Here is a 22,736-nt window from a genome sequence, read left to right as displayed (position 1 = left end):
GGTGTGTTGAATATGATGTTTGGAAGATTTACTGAAAGAGCACAGAAAGTATTAGCCTTAGCACAGGAAGAAGCAATTCGTCTAGGTCACAACAATATTGGGACTGAACATATACTGTTAGGACTTATTCGTGAAGGAGAAGGCATTGCAGCTAAAGCACTTCAAGCCCTGGGTTTAGGTTCAGATAAAATTCAAAATGAAGTAGAGACGCTAATTGGGACTGGTCAAGAAGGTACGAAGACTATTCACTATACTCCTCGTGCAAAAAAGGTGATTGAACTTTCTATGGATGAGGCACGAAAGTTAGGTCACTCTTATGTAGGAACTGAACACATCCTATTGGGATTAATACGTGAAGGAGAAGGAGTAGCAGCACGTGTTTTAAACAACTTAGGTGTTAGCTTAAACAAAGCACGTCAACAAGTTCTTCAACTACTTGGAAGTAGCGAGGCTTCGGGTGGTAATCAACAGTCTGGCACTACCGCTCATGCCAATACACCAACATTAGATAGTCTAGCTCGTGATTTAACGGCAATTGCTAAAGAAGAAGGATTGGATCCTGTTATTGGTCGAAGTAAAGAAATTGAGCGTGTGATCCAAGTACTTAGCCGGCGTACAAAAAATAACCCAGTTCTTATTGGAGAACCTGGTGTTGGTAAAACGGCGATTGCTGAAGGATTAGCGCAAGCGATTATTAATAACGAGGTTCCAGAAACCCTACGAAATAAACGCGTTATGACATTAGATATGGGTACTGTGGTAGCAGGTACAAAATATCGTGGTGAATTTGAAGATCGCTTGAAAAAAGTGATGGATGAAATTCGTCAAGCTGGTAATGTTATTCTATTTATTGACGAACTCCACACATTAATTGGAGCAGGGGGAGCAGAGGGAGCAATTGATGCTTCAAACATATTAAAGCCATCCCTTGCTCGTGGAGAATTACAATGTATCGGTGCAACAACATTAGACGAATATCGTAAATATATCGAAAAAGATGCTGCTTTAGAGCGTCGTTTCCAACCGATCCAAGTTAATGAACCGACAAATGATGAATCCATTCAAATTTTAAAAGGCTTACGTGACCGTTATGAAGCGCATCATCGTGTGACCATTACAGACTCTGCAATTGAAGAGGCGGTTAAACTTTCCGATCGCTATATCTCTGATCGATTTTTACCTGATAAAGCAATTGATTTAATCGATGAAGCTGCATCAAAAGTTCGCCTTCGTTCTTATACAGCACCACCGAACTTAAAAGAACTTGAAGGAAGATTAGAAGAAACACGAAAAGAAAAAGATGCTGCAGTACAAAGTCAAGAGTTTGAAAAGGCAGCTTCATTACGTGACTCAGAACAACGTTTACGAGAAGAATTAGATACTATGAAAAATGAGTGGAAAAAGAAGCAAGGGCAAGAAAATACAGAAGTTACAGTCGAAGATATTGCACAAGTTGTGACGAGTTGGACAGGAATTCCTGTATCGAAACTAGTAGAAGAGGAAACCGACCGTCTTCTTCGAATGGAAGAAATTCTTCATCAACGCGTCATTGGTCAAGAAGAAGCTGTTAAATCGATTTCTAAGGCGGTTCGCAGGGCACGTGCAGGCTTAAAAGATCCGAAGCGTCCTATTGGATCATTTATTTTCTTAGGACCAACAGGTGTTGGTAAAACAGAACTTGCTCGTGCAGTAGCAGAAACGTTATTTGGTGATGAAGATGCGTTTATCCGTATTGACATGTCTGAGTATATGGAAAAACACGCAACAAGCCGTTTAGTAGGTTCACCTCCAGGCTATGTTGGGCATGAAGATGGCGGACAATTAACAGAGAAAGTTCGCCGTCGTCCGTACTCAGTTATCTTATTAGACGAGATTGAAAAGGCACATCCAGAAGTATTTAATATTTTGTTACAAGTGTTAGAAGATGGTCGTTTAACCGACTCGAAAGGACGTACGGTAGATTTTAGAAATACAGCCGTCATTATGACGTCAAACGTTGGAGCAAGTACGTTACGTAAAAATAAATCATTAGGGTTCACTGTTGATAGTGAAGAACAAGAATATAAAGATATGAAAGGTAAAGTGATGAGTGAGCTAAAAAATAGCTTCCGTCCAGAATTTTTAAATCGTATCGATGAAATCATCGTCTTCCACTCGCTTGAAAAGAAACATATTCGTGAAATCATTACTTTAATGGCTGAGCAATTAGAAAAGCGTCTTGCTGAGCAGGGAATTCAGTTCGAATTAACCGAGGCTGCAAAAGATAAGATTTCAGATGAAGGGTTTGACCCAGAATATGGGGCGCGACCATTGCGAAGAGCACTCCAAAAACAAGTAGAAGATCGTCTATCCGAAGAATTATTAAAGGGTATGATCAAAAAGGGGCAAAAAGCGATTATCGATGTTAAAGATAATGAGCTTTTTGTAGAAACAAAAGAAAGTGCTCAAGTATAAAAAGGGATTTTATAAAGTCTGAGGAAGGAATTCTAATTTTCTTTAGCCCTTTTGTTTATCTTTTGCACACTGTTTAAGTAAGGAACTGGGGGAGTTGCTCCTTCAGTTCCTTTTCAATCGTAAACATAATCCATAAAGATTGATTATGGCTATATGCAGAAATTAATGAGGAAAACAATGGGGTTCATCGTGCTTAACGATACTCATGTTTTTCTAAAAACCATTCATGATACAATTACTATACGAGTAGGTTATAAAGAGGGGAACAGAATGGCGAAAAAGAAAACGAAATTTGTATGTCAAGAATGTGGCTACGAGTCGACGAAGTGGATGGGAAAATGTCCAGGGTGTCATAGTTGGAATTCAATGGTTGAAGAGTTTATTGAAACTGCAACAAAAGGGAGAAGCTTTGTAACAGGAGAGCGTTCTGAAACGTCTGTGAAGCCACAACCAATTACGAAAGTAGAAAATGAACTTGAGGAAAGAATTAGTACAGATATGAAAGAACTAAACCGTGTGCTAGGTGGAGGTATTGTTCCAGGGTCACTCGTATTAGTTGGAGGAGATCCAGGAATAGGGAAATCGACGATCCTACTACAACTATCCTACCAACTTGCGAAAAATTCTTATAAAGTACTGTATATTTCGGGTGAAGAATCGATGAAACAAACGAAGTTAAGGGCAGATCGTTTAGGTGTTTTAGCTGATCAATTGTATGTCCTGTCTGAAACCGACGTTGATTATATTGAAAAAGCTATTAATGATATTCAACCGACACTGGTGGTCATTGATTCCATTCAAACAGTGTTTCAACAGGATGTCACGTCGGCACCTGGAAGTGTTTCACAAGTTAGAGAGTGTACAGCTGCATTCATGCGTATTGCGAAAACAAAAGGGATTGCCATTTTTATTGTTGGACACGTTACCAAACAAGGTTCGATTGCTGGACCTAAATTATTAGAGCATATGGTCGATTCTGTTCTTTATTTTGAAGGAGAAAGACATCATACGTATCGAATATTAAGAGCAGTAAAAAATCGGTTTGGCTCGACAAATGAAATTGGTATCTTTGAGATGAAGGAAGGTGGCTTGGAAGAAGTCATTAATCCATCTGAAATTTTTTTAGAAGAACGAACAGAAGGAGCTGCAGGATCGACTGTTGTAGCTTCAATGGAAGGCACGAGACCAGTGTTAGTCGAAATTCAAGCCCTCGTATCCCCAACAAGCTTTGGTAATCCTAGAAGAATGGCGACTGGGATTGACCATAACCGTGTATCTTTATTAATGGCTGTATTAGAAAAGCGGGTAGGATTACTTCTACAAAATCAAGATGCATATTTAAATGTTGCCGGTGGCGTTCGTTTAGATGAACCAGCAGTTGATTTAGCTATTGCTCTAAGTATTGCTTCAAGTTTTCGAAATCAATCCACTCAACCAACGGATGTGATGATTGGGGAGGTAGGGTTAACAGGAGAAGTGAGACGAGTAGCACGGATTGAGCAACGAGTAAATGAAGCGGCCAAACTTGGTTTTCAAAGAGCAATCATTCCTCAAAAAAATATTGGAGGGTGGACCATCCCCAAAAATATTCAAGTCATTGGTGTAGAAACACTTGAAGATGCTTTAGATGTTGCACTAGGAGGCTGAAAAAGATGGAAGAGCGGAAAAAGGGTACCTTTATCACGGGTGTTTTGAAACTAGTAGCACCTGGCACCAAATTAAGAGAGGGTATTGATAATGTACTTCGAGCGAATACAGGTGGATTGATTGTCTTAGGGCATAATGCAGAAATGCAAAATATAGTAGACGGCGGTTTCTTTATCGATTGTGAGTTTTCTCCAGCCTATTTATATGAGCTTGCTAAAATGGACGGGGCAATCATTTTAAGTGAAGATGGTAAACGAATATTATATGCAAACACACAATTAAATCCGAATAACTCGATTTCTTCTAATGAAACAGGAATTCGACATCGGACTGCAGAACGAGTAGCAAAACAAACAGGCAAATTAGTTATTTCCATATCACAACGTCGTAATGTAATAACTTTATACCAAGGTGAACACCGCTATTCACTAAGAGATATTGGTGTCATCCTCACAAAAGCAAATCAAGCAATTCAAACACTTGAGAAATACAAAACAGTACTAGATCAAGGAATTACTAACTTAGGGGCGTTAGAGTTTGAAGAACTGGTTACTTTTCAAGAAGTATTTCAAGTCATTCATCGAGTTCAAATGGTGTTACGAATAAAAAACGAGATCTTGAACTATGTGAATGAGCTCGGAAGTGAAGGCCGTTTAATTACTATGCAACTAAATGAACTTGTTGCAAACATTGAGAGAGAAGCGCTTCTCTTATTAAAAGACTATGTTAAAGAACGTTCACAAGATGCTTTTGAAACATTAAGAGATTTACAGAAACTATCGAACGAAGAGTTGTTAGACGAACAACTTGTTGTAAAGTTATTAGGTTACTCAAAAAACTTTAACATACAAGAACAAACCGTTTGTCCGAGAGGATACCGCATTCTTTACAAAATTCCGCGTCTACCATCCTTAGTTATAGAAAACTTAATCGAAACATACGAAAATTTAAGTCATATTATGGTTGCGTCTATTAAAGAATTAGATGAAGTAGAAGGAATCGGCGAAGCGCGAGCAAAAATGATTAAGCAAGGTTTAAATCGTATCCAAGAACAATTATTTATTGATCGACATATATAAATTTATTTCGACAAAAAAAGAAAATTCGCTGTAAATTATTGACGAAAAGAATGTAAAGTTATATAATAGAAAGTTTTAAATTGACATTTAACAATAATATCTGTTACGGTTATTTGTATACTATATACTAAGTAACTATTGTGTGATTTTGTGGAAAATGTAATATGCTACGTTTCAAATTTAAAAGTTTGTCTATAATAATAAAAGGAGGTGAAATCATGCTAAAACGAATAGTCCAACTATTTTTTGTCCTAGTAGGTGGAATATTAGGGTTTCTCTTTATTCCTGAATTAATTGATATACTTAATTTAGGGGAACTGCCACCGTGGGTTATGAGTTCTTATGCAGGAGCTATTTTTGGAGCAATTATTATTTATCTTACTACTTTTTGGTTAGCTGATTATATTGTAGGTTTGATGAGGTTGATGGAAGAGGCCATTGTTAAAGCCCCGATAACAGATGTTCTTTTTGGGACGATGGGCCTTATTGTAGGTCTTATTGTAGCTTATTTAATTGGTATTCCTATTGACGCTATTCAAGTTCCTGTGATTAGTTCAGTTTTACCTATTTTTATTACTTTCTTCCTTGGTTATTTTGGATTTCAAATCGGATTTAAAAAGCGTGATGAACTTATTAATCTTTTTTCGATAGCTCAACGTAAAGACAAAAAGAAAGATGGAGATGCGGAAAAGGAACAAAAAGGGGCCAGGCTCAAATTACTAGATACGAGTGTTATCATTGATGGTCGAATTGCCGATATTTGTAAGACAGGATTTCTAGATGGTACGTTGATTATACCTGAATTTGTACTTGAAGAATTACAACATATTGCTGACTCTTCAGATGTATTAAAACGAAATCGGGGTCGGCGTGGCCTTGATATTCTAAACAAAATTCAAAAAGAATTACCAATAAAAGTTGAGATTTACGAAGGTGACTTTGATGAAATCCATGAAGTGGATAGCAAGTTAGTAAAGCTAGCAAAACTATTGTCTGGTATTGTCGTAACAAATGACTTTAACCTTAATAAAGTTTGTGAATTACAAGGTGTTGCCGTTTTAAATATTAATGATTTAGCGAATGCAGTAAAACCAGTTGTTCTTCCGGGAGAAGAACTTAATGTTCAAGTAATCAAAGATGGTAAAGAGCACAATCAAGGAGTAGCATACTTAGATGATGGTACGATGATTGTTGTTGAAGGTGGGCGTGATTATATTGGTAAACAAATTGATGTAATCGTTACGAGTGTACTTCAGACAAGTGCGGGACGTATGATCTTTGCAAAACCGAAGTTGCTTGAAAAAGCGTTATAATGAATTCAAAAAGTAGATAGGATTTGTGGTGAGGTTAACAATGGACTATTCAGTTATCATACCTGCTGCTGGGCAAGGTAAACGAATGAAGGCAGGAAAAAACAAACAATTTTTGCAATTATCAGGTATTCCTCTTATTATTCATACACTTTTTGTATTCGAAAGAGATCATTGGTGTAAAGAAATCATCCTTGTCACAAATGAAGAAGAGAAAAGTGCAATGACAAATTTAGTTCAAATCTTTCACCTCAACAAAGTGAGTCATTTTGCAATTGGGGGAAATGAAAGACAATTTAGTGTCGCTAATGGACTAGAAAAGATTAAAGAAGACACAATTGTTCTAATTCATGATGGAGCTAGACCTTTTGTTCAAGAGACACATATCCACGAACTTGTTCGTAGTGCACATGAAACAGGTGCAGCGGTTTTAGCGGTACCAGTAAAAGATACAATAAAAAAAGTAAGTGAAAGCAAAGTCGATCGAACGATGGAGCGTTCAAGCTTGTGGGCTGTACAAACCCCACAAGCTTTTCGTCTGTCAGTTATAAAAAGAGCACACAAAAAAGCGAACGAACAGTCTTTTTTAGGGACAGATGATGCGAGTTTAGTGGAAAATATAAAGGAGCCTGTTGCAATTATCAAGGGTGATTATTTAAATTTAAAATTAACAACACCTGAAGATTTATTATTTGCAGAAGCGATATTAAAGAGCCGAAAGGGGAAGACGTAATGATTAGAGTGGGACAAGGCTTTGATGTCCATCAGTTAGTAGAGGGGCGTCCATTAATTATTGGTGGGATTGAAATTGAGCATGAAAAAGGATTACTAGGACATTCAGATGCAGATGTATTATTACATACAATTGTTGATGCGGCATTAGGAGCCATTGGTGAAGGCGATATCGGAAAACATTTTCCTGATACCGACCCAGAATTTAAAGATGCTGACTCAGCTAAGCTACTTGAACATGTGTGGAAGATCGTTAAAGAAAAAGGTTTTACTTTAGGGAATGTTGATTGTACGATCATTGCCCAACAACCCAAAATGGCTCCGTACATTTTGCAAATGAGAGAAAGGATTGCTGAGTTACTAGAAGCGAAAGTTGATCAAGTCAATGTCAAAGCAACGACATCCGAAAAGTTAGGGTTTACGGGAAGAGGAGAAGGAATTGCGGCTCAAGCCGTTATTTTATTAAACGAGGCTTGACCGAATAGCTTGAGTTCGTAATAATATGTTACATATGATTATGTGAATTGAGAATGGAAGGTGTCATTATGTCAAATGAAGTAAGAGTACGCTTTGCACCAAGTCCTACAGGGCACTTACATATTGGTGGAGCAAGATCAGCACTTTTTAATTATTTGTATGCTAGAAATCAAGGCGGTAAATTTATTTTACGTATAGAAGATACAGACCAAGCAAGAAATGTAGAAAATGCGAAAGAAAAATTATTAGAGAGTTTAAAGTGGCTTCAAATCGATTGGGATGAAAGTGTCGATATTGGTGGCGAATATGGCCCTTATAGTTGTATGGAGCGTTTAGATATTTATGAGAAATATCTCCAACAGTTAATTGACGAAAAGAAAGCCTATTACTGTTATATGACCGAAGAAGAACTTGAAGCAGAACGTGAAGCACAAATTGCTCGAGGTGAAAATCCGAAATATAGTGGCCGTGATCGAGATCTAACAGAAGAACAGAGAAAAGTATATGAAGAGAAAGGTTTAAAACCCGTCGTACGTTTCCGTGTTCAAGAAGACAAAACATACATAATTGATGATGCTGTTCGTGGACAGGTTAGTTTTGAATCTGATGGAATTGGTGACTTTGTTATTGCAAGAAAAGACGGAATTCCAATGTATAATTTTGCTGTCGTCGTTGATGATCATCTCATGAAAATTACTCATATAATTCGTGGAGAAGAGCACTTGTCGAATACTCCTCGGCAGGCTATGTTGTATGAAGCATTCGGATGGGAAGTGCCGAAGTTTGCTCACGCTTCTCTTATATTAAATCCAGATCGTCAAAAAATGAGTAAACGTGATGAGTCGATTATTCAATTTGTAGAGCAATACCGTGATTTAGGATATCTTCCTGAAGCGATTGTTAATTTCCTAGCCCTTTTAGGATGGTCTCCAGTTGGAGAGGAAGAAGTATTCACTAAAGCGGAGTTAATTGAACAGTTTGACTTAGATAGAGTTGCTAAAGCACCAGCTGTATTTGACACAGATAAATTAGCATGGATGAACAATCAGTATATGAAAGAAGCTGATTTAGACCGTGTAGTCGAGCTGGCTTTACCACATCTAGTTCGTGCGGGAAGACTTTCAGAGAGTATGTCAACTGAACAAAAGGATTGGGCTAAACGATTAATTGGACTCTATCAAGAGCAAATGTCATATGGGGCAGAAATCGTAGAACTTACAGAGTTGTTTTTCAAATTAGAAATCGATTATAATGAAGAAGCAAAACAAATTCTTACAGAAGATCAAGTTCCAGAAGTATTAAACCAATTTATGAGTGAACTTGAGCAAATAGAAACATTTACAGCTGAAAATATTAATAAAGCAATGAAAGCTACACAAAAGGCAACAGGACAAAAAGGAAAGAAATTGTTTATGCCAATTCGTGTGGCAACAACAGGACAAACGCACGGACGTGACTTACCAGATACGCTTGAACTTTTAGGGAAAGATTTAGTCAATCAGCGTCTAAATCAAGCGTTACAAGAAAATTAAAGGTAAAACGAAGACGAGGTAGAGTAGGAACAAGGCTGTCTTTACAGAGAGGACCATCTAGGCTGAAAGTGGTTTAAGACAAGTAGTTCTGAAGTTGCGCCTTAGAGTCTCTTATTGAACGTCTTTAGTAGATAGGAGCGGTTACACCGTTATCGTAAAATGAGGGAAGCAATGTAGTTTGTTGCTTAAACAGAGTGGAACCGCGCCAAAAGCGTCTCTGTGCAAATGCACAAGGGCGCTTTTTTGTGATTTTAAAAGGTTTAACTTCTTTATTATCAAGCAGTAGAAGAAAAGCGATTGAATCCATTTAAGTGGAAGATCGTGTGCTTTCTATAGCTACTATTTAGAACATAAGTCAACAAGGCGATGGGGGAGGTAAGTATGGGAAAAGTTTTTCAAACATTGAAAAGTGATATTGATGTCGTTTTTGAACAAGATCCAGCAGCGAGAAGTCGTTTAGAAGTTATTTTTACGTATTCAGGGGTACATGCGATTTGGTCTCATCGATTTGCACATTGGTTTTGGAAAAGAAAGCTGTACTTTTTTGCACGTTCAATTTCTCAAGTTAGTCGATTTTTTACAGGTATTGAAATTCATCCTGGGGCAAAGATTGGCCAACGATTATTTATTGATCATGGAATGGGAGTCGTCATTGGAGAAACGTGTGAAATTGGTGATAATGTAACGATCTATCAAGGAGTGACGTTAGGTGGTACAGGAAAAGAAAAGGGAAAACGTCATCCAACAGTTGAGGATAATGTTTTAATTGCAACAGGAGCTAAAGTGTTAGGTTCATTTACTATTGGTGAAAATGCACGAATAGGTGCTGGTTCTGTAGTTCTAAAAGAAGTACCTAAAAATTCAACCGTTGTAGGAATACCAGGGAAAGTCGTTCTTCAAGATGGTGTGAAAGTACAGGGGAATTTAGACCATCATAACTTACCAGATCCGATTTCTGATAAATTTCGTGAGCTAGAAGATCAAATTGACGCGCTTCGAACCGAGATTGAATATTATAAACGACAAACAACCGTAAAAGAATAAACTATTTTAAGAGCTGTTCATAGGAAATTTATTTTAAACCCCTTCGTCACTCTGTTCCAAGAAACTTTGTCTTAGGGGTTTTACTTTTTTTGAACACGCTTTTTGACTATTCATTAGGAGTTGATACATTATGCCAATCACTTTATATAATACACTTACAAGAAAGAAAGAACCGTTTGTCCCAATGGAAGAAGGAAAAGTAAAAATGTACGTTTGTGGGCCGACGGTATATAACTATATCCACATCGGGAATGCACGTCCTGCGATCGTCTTTGATGTTGTACGCCGTTATTTTCAATACCGTGGTTATGAAGTGAATTTTATTTCAAACTTCACTGATGTTGATGACAAGTTAATTCGTGCAGCAAAGGAGTTGGGAGAAGATGTGCCAACAATCGCTGATCGGTTTATTAAGGCGTATCACGAAGATACATGTGCATTAGGTGTTGAAAAAGCAGACCACCATCCACGAGTAACAGAAACAATTCCTGAAATTATTGACTTTATTTCAGTTCTTATTAATAAAGGATATGCTTATGAAGTGAATGGTGACGTGTATTATCGGACGAGAAAGTTTGCCGAGTATGGAAAGCTTTCTGATCAATCGATTGAAGATCTTCAGTCAGGAGCTCGTATTGATGTAGGCTTTGAAAAAGAAGATCCGTTAGACTTTGCTCTTTGGAAAGCAGAAAAAGCAGACGAAATCTCTTGGGGTAGTCCTTGGGGTAAAGGAAGACCAGGTTGGCATATTGAATGCTCTGCGATGGTAAAAAAATATTTAGGAGATACAATTGATATTCACGCGGGTGGACAGGATTTAACATTCCCTCATCATGAGAATGAAATTGCTCAATCCGAAGCGCTAACAGGAAAAACAATGGCCAATTATTGGATTCACAACGGCTATATTAAAATTGACAACGAAAAAATGTCGAAATCACTCGGAAACTTTGTTCTTGTACATGACATTATTCAACAACATTCGCCAGATGTCGTAAGGTTCTTTATGTTACTTGCACATTATAGAAGTCCAATTAATTTTAGTAGCGAGTTGTTGCAAAGTGCCAAAAATGGATTAGAGCGTTTGCAAACAACTGTTGAAAATCTACAGCACCGTTTAACCGAAAGTGCTGATTTAGGAAAAGAAGTTGATAGTTGGATGGAAAAAGTAAACAGTTATAAAAATCGTTTCATTCAAGAAATGGATGATGATTTTAACACAGCCAACGCTATTTCTGTTTTGTTTGACCTAGCCAAAGAAGCTAATGTGTATTTACGTGAAGAGCAAACGTCCAAAACGGTTTTAACAGCATTTCATAAACAATTAACTGAATTAGGTTCTGTGTTAGGGATCAAACTAGAAGTGAAAGAAGATTTACTTGATGAAGAAATTGAACAATTAATTGAACAGCGGACGAATGCTAGAAAAAATCGTGATTTTGCGTTAGCGGACCAAATTAGAGATGATTTAAAGGATAAGGGGATTATTCTTGAAGATACTCCACAAGGTGTTCGATGGAAAAGGACGTAACATATGAAAATGAATGATACAAACGTGGATGCCAAACAACTAAATGCATTGGCTTTAGCGTACATGGGTGATGCTATCCTAGACACCTATGTACGCTACCATTTGATTTCGATAGGAAAAACAAGACCTAATAAACTTCATCATGAAGCAACTCGTTATGTTTCAGCGAAAGCTCAAGCGAAAGTTGTTGGGGTATTACTAGATGATGGTTTTTTTACCGAAGAGGAATATAGTGTCCTCATGCGAGGTCGTAATGCAAAATCAGGAACAGTCCCGAAAAATACAGATCATAATACGTACCGGTATAGTACCGCATTTGAGGCTTTACTTGGTTATCACTATTTACTAGAAAACCAAGGAAGATTAGATGAAATTATTCAAAGGATGTTTCTTTTAATAGAAAGAGAGGGCTAGTTTGGTCATGAGTAAAGAAGTAGAGTTCATAATGGGAAAAAACCCAGTTATAGAAGCACTAAAAGCATCTCATCCTATCAATAAAATATGGATTGGTGAAGGTACTCAAAAAGGACAAGTAGCTAAAGTTCTTCAACTTGCTAAAGAAAATGGGGTCATCGTTCAGCATGTACCAAAACGAAAGCTTGACCAGCTTGTCGACTCGGGTCATCACCAAGGAGTAGTCGCTTCAATCGCTGCTTATCAGTATGCAGATATGAATGATTTATTCGCCTTGGCAAAAGAGCGAAATGAAGAACCGTTCTTTCTAGTACTTGACGAAGTTGAAGACCCACATAATCTGGGCTCAATTATACGGACAGCGGATGCGGTTGGTGCTCATGGTGTTATTATTCCGAAAAGGAGAGCGGTAGGGTTAACCCAAGCGGTTGCTAAAGCATCAACAGGAGCTATTCAGTATGTACCAGTTGTCCGAGTGACTAACCTCGCTAGAACCATGGATGATTTAAAGAAAGAGGGATTATGGTTTGCGGGAACAGATGCTAAAGGAACTGATGACTATAGACAAGCTAATTTTAATATGTCAATTGGTCTAGTCATTGGTAGTGAGGGAAAAGGAATTAGTCGTCTCATAAAGGAAAAATGTGATTTTCTTGTTAAAATACCGATGGTTGGTCAGGTCACATCGTTAAACGCATCTGTAGCAGCAAGTCTCTTAATGTATGAGGTTTATCGTCAGCGTAATCCTATAGGCAGAGGCTAAAATGAAAGATATATTATTAGTGGATGGCTATAATATTATTGGAGCGTGGCCTGAGCTAAGGGATTTAAAGAGTCAAGACTTAAACCTTGCTAGAGACCAGTTAATTGAAAAGATGGCAGAGTATCAAGCATATACAGGAATAAGGGTTATGTTAGTGTTTGATGCTCACATGGTCCCTGGTGTTGGGAAAAAGTATAGAAACTATCGTATCCAGGTGATCTATACCCGTGAGAATGAGACGGCAGATGAACGAATCGAAAAGCTTGTTAAAGAATTAAAGAACGTTGTAACCCGAATTTATGTAGCAACATCGGACTTTACAGAACAATCGGTAATTTTCGGTAGTGGTGCGCTAAGGAAATCGGCTCGTGAGCTTTTGATTGAATTAGAAACAACAGAAAAGGGCATTAAAAAGGCTGTCGAAAATAATCGAAAAATACCTCCTTCGACAAAAATTTCACTTTCTAAGGAAATGGCAGAAATTTTTGAAAAATGGCGTCGAGGCGACTCTTGAGTGGTTGACGCTTCCAAAAAAGGTACTATATAATAAATTTATATCTATACATCAGTCATGGTCGGAGGGATATTTGTGAGCATTCAACTCAAGGAGACGATACAACCGAATTTAGGACAAGCTGAAGATGAAATGTTAGTAGAAAAGGTTAGAGAGGGAGATAGTGGGGCTCTTGAGTACTTAATTAATAAGTATAAGAATTTTGTACGTGCGAAGGCGAGATCGTATTTTTTAATTGGTGCTGATCATGAAGATATTGTACAAGAAGGAATGATTGGGCTTTATAAAGCAATTCGTGATTACAAAGAGGACAAGCTTTCGTCTTTTAAAGCGTTTGCTGAACTTTGCATTACAAGACAAATTATTACAGCAATTAAAACAGCAACTCGTCAAAAACATATTCCACTGAATTCGTATGTTTCCCTTGATAAACCATTGTATGATGAAGAATCAGACCGGACTCTCCTTGATGTCATTTGTGGAACACGAGTGACCGATCCTGAAGAATTGCTCATAAATCAAGAAGAATTTGATGACATTGAATTAAAAATGGGTGAAATCTTAAGTGAGCTCGAGCGAAAAGTTTTAATGCTATATTTAGACGGTCGTTCCTATCAAGAGATTTCAGCTGACCTTAACCGTCATGTGAAATCAATCGATAATGCACTGCAACGAGTGAAAAGAAAGTTAGAGCGATATGTTGAATTAAAAGGCATAAGTCTATAGATTTTTAGAAAGTTGAATAGCAATTAATGTACTAGACTTACATAAGGTTGATTCGAATTGGTTGTATACTCATGTATGAGGAGTGTAAGGTCAATAGAGTCAACCTTATGTTTATTTTTTTCTATTACTGTACATAATGGGAATGGACTCAATTCCTTTATTGACACTGTTTAGCCATTATGATAGAGTTTAAAAGAATGTAAGCATTTCTTAAATGTTACTTTCGGAGGTGCTCGATGCGGAAAAAAACTGTACTAGCTTGTTCAGAATGTAGTTCAAGAAATTATACGACAGAAAAGAATACGCAAAATCAGGCAATCCGCATTGAAATGAAGAAGTTTTGCAAAACGTGCAAAACACACACACTTCATCAAGAAACAAAATAAAAAGATAGCGGTCTTTTTTATTTTATTATAAATAAACGGTTGCTTACTCAATGTTGGTGCTGGAGGTGTCATGATTGGCTGATCGTGAGAGAAAAAGCATTTTAAAATTTTTGCGTGAAGTTATAGCTGAATTAAAACGGGTGACTTGGCCAAATCGGAAAGAATTAACGAGATATACGTTAGTCGTAATTGGAACAGTTGCTTTTATTTCAGTCTTTTTTGCAATAGTTGACCTAGGAATTTCACGTTTACTTCGTTTAATATTAGGTTAAAATTAAACGAGTTATACATGGAGTTTATCCATAGAGGAGGGAAGGACGAGAATAGTCCTAAGATGTATGGAGAAAAATTGGTATGTAGTTCACACGTATTCTGGTTATGAAAACAAAGTGAAAACTAACTTAGAAATGCGAGTAGAAACAATGGATATGACAGATAAAATTTTCCGTGTTCTAGTTCCGGTAGAGGAAGAAACTGAGATTAAGAATGGGAAAAGTAAATCTGTTACAAAAAAAGTATTTCCAGGATATGTGCTTGTTGAAATGGCAATGACCGACGATTCATGGTATGTTGTCCGAAACACTCCTGGAGTAACGGGATTCGTTGGTTCAGCTGGCGCTGGATCGAAACCGACGGCTTTGTTACCAGAAGAAATAGAGGGTATCTTAAAACAAATGGGTGTAGACGAACCTAAAGCAGATATCGACTTTGAGATTAAAGAGTCGGTTAGAGTAATAGAGGGACCATTTGCTAACTTTATTGGGACGATTGAGGAAATTCTAGCGGACAAGCGTAAAGTTAAAGTACACGTCAATATGTTTGGTCGAGAAACCCCAGTTGAACTGGAGTTTACCCAAGTTGAAAAAGTAGTAGGATAATAAGCTCCTTGTTCAGGAGCTTAATTTTTTTCCTGGCTAGAATTGGTTGAAAACACAATTGTGTTTAATGTTTTTCACTGAAAAAGTAAAACTGGATATAAATAGTTCTTAAAAGAACTTGCTATCTGTCGGTGAAAGTGATAATATTGTTTTGTTTGATGGGGGTATACAACAAAGAGTATACCTGATCAATGAGTGGGAGGGGTAAAACCCGGTTACCACATCACGGACTAAGGAGGTGTGTCGCGTGGCTAAAAAGGTTATTAAGATGGTTAAGTTACAAATCCCAGCAGGGAAAGCAAACCCAGCACCACCAGTTGGACCTGCATTAGGACAAGCTGGAGTAAACATCATGGGCTTCTGTAAAGAATTCAATGCTCGTACTTCTGATCAAGCTGGTTTAATCATTCCGGTTGAAATTACGGTATTCGAAGACCGTTCTTTTACATTTATCACTAAAACTCCGCCTGCTGCTGTACTTCTAAAGAAAGCAGCTGGAATTGAGTCTGGTTCTGGTGAGCCAAACCGTACAAAAGTCGCAACTGTTAAGCGTGACAAAGTACGTGAAATCGCTGAGCAAAAAATGCCTGACCTAAACGCAGCTGATGTAGAAGCAGCAATGCGTATGGTTGAAGGAACAGCTAGAAGCATGGGAATCGTTATTGAAGACTAATGTTTTGTTGCAGGAGGTTGCGATGGAGGAGGAATCCTTACCTAACATATGTTAGGTTCGCAACCTTTATTAGTGGGAGGTAGTACCGATAAAACCACAAACGAGGAGGAAATGAAAGTGGCTAAACGAGGAAAAAAATATGAAGAAGCTACGAAGTTAATTGACCGTGATCAAGTATATTCTGCTGAAGAAGCTATTGAATTAGTAAAGAAAGCATCTACTGCTAAGTTTGACGAAACAGTTGAAATCGCTGTTCGCCTTGGAGTGGATCCTAAGAAAGCAGATCAACAAATCCGTGGAGCTGTTGTACTTCCAAATGGTACAGGTAAAACTCAACGTGTATTAGTATTTGCTAAAGGTGATAAAGCGAAAGAAGCAGAAGCAGCTGGCGCTGATTATGTTGGAGATGAAGACTACATTAACAAAATCAACCAAGGTTGGTTTGATTTTGATGTAATCGTTGCAACTCCTGATATGATGGGTCAAGTTGGTAAACTTGGTCGTGTACTAGGACCAAAAGGTTTAATGCCAAACCCTAAAACAGGAACAGTAACTTTCGATGTAGAAAAAGCTGTGAATGAAATTAAGGCTGGTAAAGTAGAGTACCGTGTAGATAAAGCTGGAAATATCCACTGCCCAATTGGTAAAGTTTCTTTTGAAACAAATAAGCTAGTTGAGAACTTATCTACAATTGTTGATACTCTAATGAAAGTTAAACCTGCTGCAGCAAAAGGAACATACATGAAGAACGTTGCTGTTGCATCTACAATGGGTCCTGGTGTGAAAGTTAACGTAGGTTCTGTTGCAAAATAAATGTTGACACTGATCGATCGATAGAGTATACTTCTTTAAGTGTTCTATTGATTGAAAATGTTAATAGCAATCCATACCGTAGACAGTAGGAGCGTTAAACGCTTAATTTCCTACCGAGGTTGTCATTTAAGTTATTTCTATGACTAATATGACCTCCGTATGTCTATATGCGGAGGTTTTTATATTGGCTTCTGAACGGTATGAAAAACCATAGGAGGTGTAAGAATGAGCGTACTTGCAAAAAAACAAGAGGTTGTAACTGAAATTGCGAATAAACTTCGCGACAGCAAGTCAACTATTATCGTTGACTATCGTGGATTAAACGTAGCTGAAGTTACTGAACTTCGTAAACAACTTCGTGAAGCAGGCGTTGAGTTCAAAGTATATAAAAATACGATGGCACGTCGTGCGACAGCTGAAGTAGAATTATCTGACTTAGACGCACAACTAGTTGGGCCAACTGCAATCGCTTTTGGTGGTGAAGATGTTGTTGCGCCTGCAAAAATTATCAATGAGTTCGCAAAGAAACATGAAGCTCTTGAAATTAAAGCTGGTGTAATCGAAGGTCGTATTGCAACAGTGGAAGAAGTGAAAGCTTTAGCAGAACTTCCTTCTCGCGAAGGTTTACTTTCTATGTTGCTTAGTGTACTTCAAGCTCCAGTTCGTAACTTTGCATTGGCTACAAAAGCTGTTGCTGATCAAAAAGAAGAACAAGGTGCATAATTGTTACGGAAACTTAAGTTTTGGATAAAATACTAAAGATCTGATTAGGAGGATTTATCATGAGTAAAGAGCAAATCTTAGAAGCAATCAAAGAAATGACTGTATTAGAATTAAACGATTTAGTAAAAGCAATCGAGGAAGAGTTTGGCGTAACTGCAGCTGCTCCTGTAGCAGTTATGGGTGGCGCTGCTGGTGCTGACGCTGCTGCTGAGCAAACAGAATTTGACGTAATTCTTACAAGCGCTGGCGGATCTAAAATCAATGTTATCAAAGTTGTACGTGAAATCACTGGTCTTGGCTTAAAAGAAGCTAAAGGTGTGGTAGACGGTGCTCCAGCTCCAATTAAAGAAGGCGTTTCTAAAGACGAAGCTGAAGAAATGAAAACTAAACTTGAAGATGCTGGTGCTTCTGTAGAAGTTAAGTAATTCAGTTTAATAAAGAAGACTGGGTGAGGCTAAGCCGCACCCAGTTTTTTTGTAGTTTACGAAAAGTTAACGATTTATTCTACTGATTAGGTACTTAGCAAATAATAGATGAATTTATTATTCAATCTATCAGTATAAAAAAAACTAGAGAAGTAAAAATAAAAAGATGTAATTTGAATTGTGGGGTTGTTTAAATGACCAATCATTATTTTTCTGAAAAACCAAGTGTTGAAAGTAATCGAAGTACATTTGTATTTGACTTGAGAGGAAGTACCCTAAAATTTACTTCTGACGCTGGAGTGTTTTCGAAGCGTGAAGTTGATTTTGGGAGCCGCTTGTTACTAGATGCGTTTACTTTTCCTGAGGTTAAAGGGGATATTCTAGACATGGGGTGTGGATATGGGCCAATCGGATTAGCGTTAGCGAAAGAGAACAAGGCACTAACGGTGTACATGGCAGATATAAATGAACGAGCAGTAGAGTTAACAAAAGAAAATGCGACGGATAATAAAATCACCAATATAAAAGTGATCCAAAGCAATTTATTTGAAGCGATTGAAAAAGATAATTTTGCAGCCATTTTAACGAACCCACCTATTCGTGCTGGGAAATCGACTGTGCATCAGATCTTTGAACAAGCATATTCCAAATTAGTTTCGGGAGGGCAGTTGTGGGTTGTTATTCAGAAAAAACAAGGAGCTCCATCCGCAATTGAAAAACTAAAAATACTCTATACAAACGTTGAAGTAGTTCAAAAGAAAAAAGGTTATTTTATCATTCAGGCAGAAAAAAATTGACTATATCTATCTGTTGTGTTATTGTTATTTAATGCGTATAACCGCCAATTTTTATGCACATTGTACATTAAAAATCAATACAAATTTATTGTATATTTTGGAAATGGTTGGTTATACTTATATAATCGTCGTAATGGTAAGAAGTAGGTGTGATAACAATATTATCCATCTTTTCTTTTAGTTCAATTGGGTTTTGATCCATTGTACGAAGAACATTATAATAAGCGAGATTTGAGGGGTGAATCAGTTGACAGGTCAACTAGTTCAGTATGGACGCCACCGCCAACGAAGAAGTTATGCGAGAATTAAAGAAGTATTGGAATTACCAAACTTAATTGAAATTCAAACAGCTTCTTATCAATGGTTTCTTGATGAGGGTTTACGAGAAATGTTTCAAGACATCTCACCGATTCAGGATTTTACAGGCAATCTAGTCTTAGAGTTTATCGATTACAGTCTTGGAGAACCGAAATATCCAGTAGATGAATCAAAAGAACGAGATGTTACATATGCTGCTCCTTTGCGTGTGAAAGTTCGTCTAATTAATAAGGAAACTGGTGAAGTCAAAGAGCAAGAAGTATTCATGGGTGATTTTCCATTAATGACAGAAACGGGTACTTTCATTATTAATGGTGCAGAGCGTGTAATTGTTTCCCAACTTGTTCGTTCGCCAAGTGTTTATTATAGCGAAAAAATAGATAAGAACGGGAAGAAAGGGTTTACTGCAACTGTTATTCCTAACCGTGGAGCGTGGTTAGAGCTTGAAACAGATGCCAAAGATATTGTGTATGTGAGAATAGATCGTACTAGGAAGATCCCTGTTACGGTTCTTTTGCGTGCGCTAGGTTTTGGATCTGATCAAGAGATCATTGACCTTTTAGGAGAAGATGAGTATTTACGTAATACGTTAGAAAAAGACAATACTGATGGTACTGAAAAAGCACTATTAGAGATTTATGAGCGTTTACGACCAGGTGAACCACCAACTGTAGATAACGCAAAAAGTCTACTAGAGTCGAGGTTTTTTGATCCGAAGCGTTACGATTTAGCAAGTGTAGGTCGTTATAAAATCAATAAAAAGCTTCATATTAAAAACAGACTATTCAACCAACGTTTAGCAGAAACGTTAGTAGACCCTGAAACGGGAGAAGTTATTGCGGATGAAGGTACACTACTCGACCGTCGTGCATTAGATCGGATTATTCCGTACTTAGAAAATAATGTTGGATTTAAGCAAGTTGGAGTTTCTGGAGGGGTTGTAGAAGAAGGAGATGTTCAACTTCAAGCAATCCAAATCTATTCTCCAAGTGACCATGAAAATCAACAGACTATTAAAGTAATCGGTAATGGAATGGTGGAACAAAGTGTAAAACACATTACGCCATCTGACATTATCGCATCGATTAACTATTTCTTTAACCTATTACATAGCGTTGGAGATACAGATGATATTGACCATTTAGGTAACCGCCGTTTACGTTCTGTAGGGGAGTTGTTACAAAACCAATTCCGTATTGGTCTTTCAAGAATGGAAAGAGTTGTACGTGAACGTATGTCTATTCAGGATCCAAATATGATCACACCTCAAGCGTTAATCAATATTCGTCCTGTTATTGCATCAATTAAAGAGTTCTTTGGTAGTTCACAGTTATCACAGTTCATGGATCAAACCAATCCATTAGCTGAGCTTACACATAAGCGTCGTTTATCAGCATTAGGACCTGGTGGTTTAACGCGTGAACGTGCAGGGTTTGAGGTTCGTGACGTTCACTATTCCCACTACGGACGTATGTGTCCGATTGAAACGCCTGAGGGACCAAACATTGGCCTTATTAACTCATTGTCCAGTTATGCAAAGGTGAATGAGTTTGGATTCATGGAAACACCATACCGTCGTGTTGATCCGGAAACTGGGAAAGTGACAGCGCAAATCGATTACTTAACTGCTGATGAAGAAGACAACTACATTGTGGCCCAAGCGAACATGAAGCTTTCGGATGATGGATCATTTATTGATGAAAATATTATCTCGCGTTTTAAAGGGGAAAATATCGTCGTATCTCGTGATCGTGTTGATTACATGGATGTATCGCCAAAACAAGTAGTTTCAGCTGCGACATCTTGTATTCCGTTCTTAGAAAACGATGACTCTAACCGTGCGTTAATGGGAGCGAACATGCAACGACAAGCAGTACCATTACTTCGTCCTGAATCACCGATTGTTGGAACAGGAATGGAGCATGTATCTGCAAAAGACTCGGGTGCAGCGATTGTTGCTAAGCATCGTGGAGTTGTAGAACGTGTTACAGCTCGTGAAGTATGGATCCGTCGCCTTGAAGAAATCGATGGGAAAGAAATCAAAGGTGACATAGATAAATACCGTCTTCAAAAGTTTGTAAGGTCGAACCAAGGAACTTGTTATAATCAAAAACCGATTGTTAGCGAAGGTAATGTCGTTGAAAGACGAGAGATTATTGCGGATGGTCCGTCGATGGAGTTAGGTGAGATGGCTCTTGGACGTAATGTAATGGTCGCCTTCATGACGTGGGAAGGTTACAACTATGAAGATGCGATTATTTTAAGTGAACGTTTAGTTAAAGATGATGTCTATACGTCTGTTCATATTGAAGAATATGAATCAGAGGCTCGTGATACAAAGCTTGGTCCTGAAGAAATTACACGTGATATTCCTAACGTTGGTGAGGATGCATTAAAGAATCTTGATGATCGTGGAATAATTCGTGTAGGTGCAGAAGTAAAAGACGGTGATATTCTCGTTGGTAAAGTAACTCCTAAAGGGGTAACCGAACTAACCGCAGAAGAAAGACTTTTACATGCCATTTTCGGTGAGAAAGCTAGAGAAGTTCGTGATACATCGCTTCGTGCACCGCATGGGGGAGATGGAATTGTACTTGATGTTAAGATCTTCAACCGTGAGGATGGAGATGAGTTACCTCCAGGTGTAAATCAGCTAGTGAGAGTTTACATTGTTCAAAAACGTAAGATCCATGAAGGAGACAAAATGGCAGGTCGCCATGGTAACAAAGGGGTTATCTCAAGAATTTTACCTGAAGAAGATATGCCTTATTTACCAGACGGTACGCCAGTTGACATTATGTTAAACCCTCTAGGGGTACCTTCACGTATGAACATCGGACAAGTGCTTGAACTTCATTTAGGGATGGCTGCTAGGTATTTAGGTATTCATGTTGCCTCACCGGTATTTGATGGTGCCAGCGAAGAAGACGTTTGGGAAACACTTGAAGAATCTGGAATGGCACGAGATGGTAAGACGACACTTTTTGATGGACGTACAGGTGAACCACTTGACAACCGTGTATCTGTAGGGATTATGTACATGATCAAACTTGCTCACATGGTTGACGATAAATTACATGCACGTTCAACAGGACCTTACTCACTCGTTACGCAGCAACCACTAGGTGGTAAAGCTCAATTTGGTGGTCAGCGTTTCGGTGAGATGGAAGTATGGGCACTTGAAGCATACGGTGCGGCTTATACGTTACAAGAAATCTTAACGGTTAAATCTGATGATGTCGTTGGGCGTGTGAAAACGTATGAAGCAATCGTTAAAGGTGAAAATGTACCAGAGCCCGGTGTACCAGAGTCATTTAAAGTATTAATTAAAGAGCTTCAAAGTTTAGGTATGGACGTCAAAATGTTGTCTAGCAACGAAGAAGAAATCGAAATGAGAGAGCTAGATGATGAAGATGAACAAGCAAACGAGAAGCTGAATTTGAATATTGAAACGACAGAATCTAATGGCTAAATAGATTAGAGGCATTAAGAGGATGACT

22 protein-coding genes and 2 other annotated features are annotated in these 22,736 nt (G+C 38.0%); all 22 genes read left to right on the top strand.

All coding sequences use genetic code 11. The annotated features are described in order from the left end of the window. Window positions 1-12: 12 nt before the first annotated feature. The 22 genes from clpC to rpoB all read left to right on the top strand — a co-directional run bounded on the left by clpC (window position 13) and on the right by rpoB (window position 22,708). Entirely contained in the window at window positions 13-2,454 is a 2,442-nt protein-coding gene (clpC, locus tag BK574_RS17650) for an ATP-dependent protease ATP-binding subunit ClpC (RefSeq protein ID WP_075388620.1), read from the top strand. Window positions 2,455-2,724: 270 nt separating this feature from the next. Beyond that, window positions 2,725-4,101 (top strand): DNA repair protein RadA, encoded by a 1,377-nt coding sequence (gene radA / locus BK574_RS17645; protein ID WP_078430908.1) that lies wholly within the window; start codon window positions 2,725-2,727, stop codon window positions 4,099-4,101. A gap of 5 nt (window positions 4,102-4,106) precedes the next feature. Beyond that, the gene (disA, locus tag BK574_RS17640) at window positions 4,107-5,180 is read left to right on the top strand and encodes a DNA integrity scanning diadenylate cyclase DisA (RefSeq protein ID WP_075388619.1); all 1,074 of its coding nucleotides are present in this window, start codon (window positions 4,107-4,109) and stop codon (window positions 5,178-5,180) included. 218 nt (window positions 5,181-5,398) lie between these two features. Next, on the top strand, window positions 5,399-6,493 hold the full coding sequence (locus BK574_RS17635; RefSeq protein ID WP_075388618.1) for a PIN/TRAM domain-containing protein: 1,095 nt from the start codon (window positions 5,399-5,401) through the stop codon (window positions 6,491-6,493). 40 nt (window positions 6,494-6,533) lie between these two features. Then, window positions 6,534-7,223: a 2-C-methyl-D-erythritol 4-phosphate cytidylyltransferase gene (ispD, locus tag BK574_RS17630; RefSeq protein WP_078429464.1), complete on the top strand. Its 690-nt coding sequence runs from the start codon at window positions 6,534-6,536 to the stop codon at window positions 7,221-7,223. After that, window positions 7,223-7,699, top strand: coding sequence for a 2-C-methyl-D-erythritol 2,4-cyclodiphosphate synthase (ispF, locus tag BK574_RS17625; RefSeq protein WP_078429463.1), 477 nt, complete (start codon window positions 7,223-7,225; stop codon window positions 7,697-7,699). Before ispD ends, ispF begins: the two co-directional genes overlap by 1 nt. A gap of 68 nt (window positions 7,700-7,767) precedes the next feature. After that, complete coding sequence (gltX, locus tag BK574_RS17620; RefSeq protein WP_078429462.1) at window positions 7,768-9,231, top strand: glutamate--tRNA ligase; 1,464 nt, start codon at window positions 7,768-7,770, stop codon at window positions 9,229-9,231. A gap of 1 nt (window position 9,232) precedes the next feature. Beyond that, window positions 9,233-9,453: a binding site (T-box leader), on the top strand. A 159-nt stretch (window positions 9,454-9,612) separates the two neighbouring features. Then, the gene (cysE, locus tag BK574_RS17615) at window positions 9,613-10,275 is read left to right on the top strand and encodes a serine O-acetyltransferase (protein WP_078429461.1); all 663 of its coding nucleotides are present in this window, start codon (window positions 9,613-9,615) and stop codon (window positions 10,273-10,275) included. A gap of 130 nt (window positions 10,276-10,405) precedes the next feature. Then, the gene (gene cysS / locus BK574_RS17610) at window positions 10,406-11,806 is read left to right on the top strand and encodes a cysteine--tRNA ligase (RefSeq protein WP_078429460.1); all 1,401 of its coding nucleotides are present in this window, start codon (window positions 10,406-10,408) and stop codon (window positions 11,804-11,806) included. 3 nt (window positions 11,807-11,809) lie between these two features. Continuing rightward, window positions 11,810-12,220, top strand: a complete 411-nt coding sequence (locus tag BK574_RS17605) for a Mini-ribonuclease 3 (protein WP_078429459.1) — start codon at window positions 11,810-11,812, stop codon at window positions 12,218-12,220. 7 nt (window positions 12,221-12,227) lie between these two features. Beyond that, on the top strand, window positions 12,228-12,983 hold the full coding sequence (gene rlmB, locus BK574_RS17600) for a 23S rRNA (guanosine(2251)-2'-O)-methyltransferase RlmB (protein ID WP_075388625.1): 756 nt from the start codon (window positions 12,228-12,230) through the stop codon (window positions 12,981-12,983). 1 nt (window position 12,984) lies between these two features. Then, a complete protein-coding gene (locus BK574_RS17595; RefSeq protein ID WP_075388612.1) occupies window positions 12,985-13,497 on the top strand; it encodes an NYN domain-containing protein in 513 nt (170 codons plus the stop codon). A 75-nt stretch (window positions 13,498-13,572) separates the two neighbouring features. After that, a complete protein-coding gene (sigH, locus tag BK574_RS17590; RefSeq protein WP_075388611.1) occupies window positions 13,573-14,223 on the top strand; it encodes an RNA polymerase sporulation sigma factor SigH in 651 nt (216 codons plus the stop codon). A gap of 236 nt (window positions 14,224-14,459) precedes the next feature. After that, window positions 14,460-14,609 (top strand): 50S ribosomal protein L33, encoded by a 150-nt coding sequence (gene rpmG / locus BK574_RS17585; RefSeq protein WP_075388610.1) that lies wholly within the window; start codon window positions 14,460-14,462, stop codon window positions 14,607-14,609. A 74-nt stretch (window positions 14,610-14,683) separates the two neighbouring features. Further along, window positions 14,684-14,881 (top strand): preprotein translocase subunit SecE, encoded by a 198-nt coding sequence (secE, locus tag BK574_RS17580; protein ID WP_075388609.1) that lies wholly within the window; start codon window positions 14,684-14,686, stop codon window positions 14,879-14,881. 66 nt (window positions 14,882-14,947) lie between these two features. After that, window positions 14,948-15,487 carry a transcription termination/antitermination protein NusG gene (nusG, locus tag BK574_RS17575; RefSeq protein ID WP_075388608.1) on the top strand — a complete coding sequence of 180 codons (540 nt, stop codon included), beginning with the start codon at window positions 14,948-14,950 and terminating at the stop codon, window positions 15,485-15,487. A gap of 247 nt (window positions 15,488-15,734) precedes the next feature. After that, window positions 15,735-16,160, top strand: a complete 426-nt coding sequence (rplK, locus tag BK574_RS17570; RefSeq protein WP_139313924.1) for a 50S ribosomal protein L11 — start codon at window positions 15,735-15,737, stop codon at window positions 16,158-16,160. Window positions 16,161-16,232: 72 nt separating this feature from the next. After that, the gene (gene rplA, locus BK574_RS17565) at window positions 16,233-16,973 is read left to right on the top strand and encodes a 50S ribosomal protein L1 (RefSeq protein ID WP_274379216.1); all 741 of its coding nucleotides are present in this window, start codon (window positions 16,233-16,235) and stop codon (window positions 16,971-16,973) included. 58 nt (window positions 16,974-17,031) lie between these two features. Next, window positions 17,032-17,164 (top strand) — a sequence feature (ribosomal protein L10 leader region). 34 nt (window positions 17,165-17,198) lie between these two features. Then, window positions 17,199-17,696 (top strand): 50S ribosomal protein L10, encoded by a 498-nt coding sequence (rplJ, locus tag BK574_RS17560; protein ID WP_078429458.1) that lies wholly within the window; start codon window positions 17,199-17,201, stop codon window positions 17,694-17,696. Window positions 17,697-17,755: 59 nt separating this feature from the next. Continuing rightward, on the top strand, window positions 17,756-18,121 hold the full coding sequence (gene rplL, locus BK574_RS17555) for a 50S ribosomal protein L7/L12 (RefSeq protein WP_075388605.1): 366 nt from the start codon (window positions 17,756-17,758) through the stop codon (window positions 18,119-18,121). Window positions 18,122-18,315: 194 nt separating this feature from the next. Then, window positions 18,316-18,918: a class I SAM-dependent methyltransferase gene (locus BK574_RS17550; RefSeq protein WP_078429457.1), complete on the top strand. Its 603-nt coding sequence runs from the start codon at window positions 18,316-18,318 to the stop codon at window positions 18,916-18,918. A gap of 247 nt (window positions 18,919-19,165) precedes the next feature. Continuing rightward, window positions 19,166-22,708, top strand: coding sequence for a DNA-directed RNA polymerase subunit beta (rpoB, locus tag BK574_RS17545; RefSeq protein WP_078429456.1), 3,543 nt, complete (start codon window positions 19,166-19,168; stop codon window positions 22,706-22,708). Window positions 22,709-22,736 lie beyond the last annotated feature (28 nt).

The organism is Alkalihalobacterium alkalinitrilicum, from assembly GCF_002019605.1.
Lineage (GTDB): Bacteria > Bacillota > Bacilli > Bacillales > Bacillaceae_F > Alkalihalobacterium > Alkalihalobacterium alkalinitrilicum.
This window is presented reverse-complemented; position numbering and strand designations above follow the sequence as displayed.